Here is a 1,039-nt window from a genome sequence, read left to right as displayed (position 1 = left end):
TGCTGCGGCTGGTCTCCCCCGGCCGGCGCGGGAACGTCCGCGGCCGGGGCGTCCGGGGCGGGAGCGTTCGCAACCGGGGCGTCCGGGGCGGGAGCGTTCGCAACCGGGGCGTCCGCGGCCGGGCCGGCCGACGCGTCCGCGCAGCCGCCCTGCGGGCGGACCGCGGCGAACGGCGCGTCCAGGCTTCCGCAGGGCGTCTCGGGCGCGGCCGCCTTGGTGTCGAACACCTTCGGCGGGACGATCGGACCGTCGGTGACCTCCACCCGGCCGGCGTCCAGCACCTTGACCGTCGCCGTCGGGCCGGTGCTCATCGCCCAGCCGTTGCTGTCCAGCCGGTAGCCGGTGATGCCGCCGGAGACGGCCTGCCCACTGCTGTTGGTGCAGCTGCGCGGGATGAGCACCGCGTAGTCGGTGTGGACGGTGCGCAGCGGGTCGTAGAGGCAGCCGTTGGACGGCCGGTCATTGTAGCGCAGGTCACCGTCGGCGTCGCGCAGGCCCATGGTCAGGTTCGGCGTCACCACCGCGAGCCAGGGCGAGCCGTCCCGCTGGACGGTGTGCAGCGCGGCGGCGGCCCGCTGCACGGCGGTCTGCTTGCGCTGCGCCTCGGTCCGCTTGTCGGCGCCCGGCTCACCGTCGCCGCGCAGGTAGTCCGCGAGGCCCGGCACGGCACGGTGCCAGCGCACCTCGTGGTCGCCCGGGCGCACCGAGGTGACCAGGCCGTCGTCCCAGACCACGATCGCGTTGTCCCCCGCCATCGCCAGGTAGAGCGCCTCGGCGCCCTCGCGGCGGTACGACCAGGCCCGCTCGCCGGTCTGCTTGTGGTACGCCTCCAGGCCGGGGCCGACCACCCTGAGGTCCAGGTCGGCCGAGCTGACCGACTCCGAGTTCACCGGGGTCGCCCCCGCGTCGCCCGGCCCCGCCACCCGGTCGCCGAACGGCACCGGCTTGTTGGCGTGCGCCGCCGCACCGGCCGCAAGGACCAGCATCACCGCCAGGGCAGGCAGGATCGAGCGGGGGGTGAGTACACGCAGCGGCTTCC

The 1,039-nt window shown here is 75.7% G+C and carries 1 protein-coding gene; it reads right to left on the bottom strand.

Annotated elements, in window-relative coordinates; translation table 11 throughout:
- The coding region (locus tag J0670_RS38620; protein ID WP_207817435.1) for a hypothetical protein at nt 1-986 on the bottom strand (986 nt) is incomplete at its 3' end.
- Nucleotides 987-1,039 lie beyond the last annotated feature (53 nt).

Origin of the sequence: Streptomyces sp. FH025, assembly GCF_017427025.1 — a bacterium.
GTDB lineage: Bacteria > Actinomycetota > Actinomycetes > Streptomycetales > Streptomycetaceae > Kitasatospora.
This window is presented reverse-complemented; position numbering and strand designations above follow the sequence as displayed.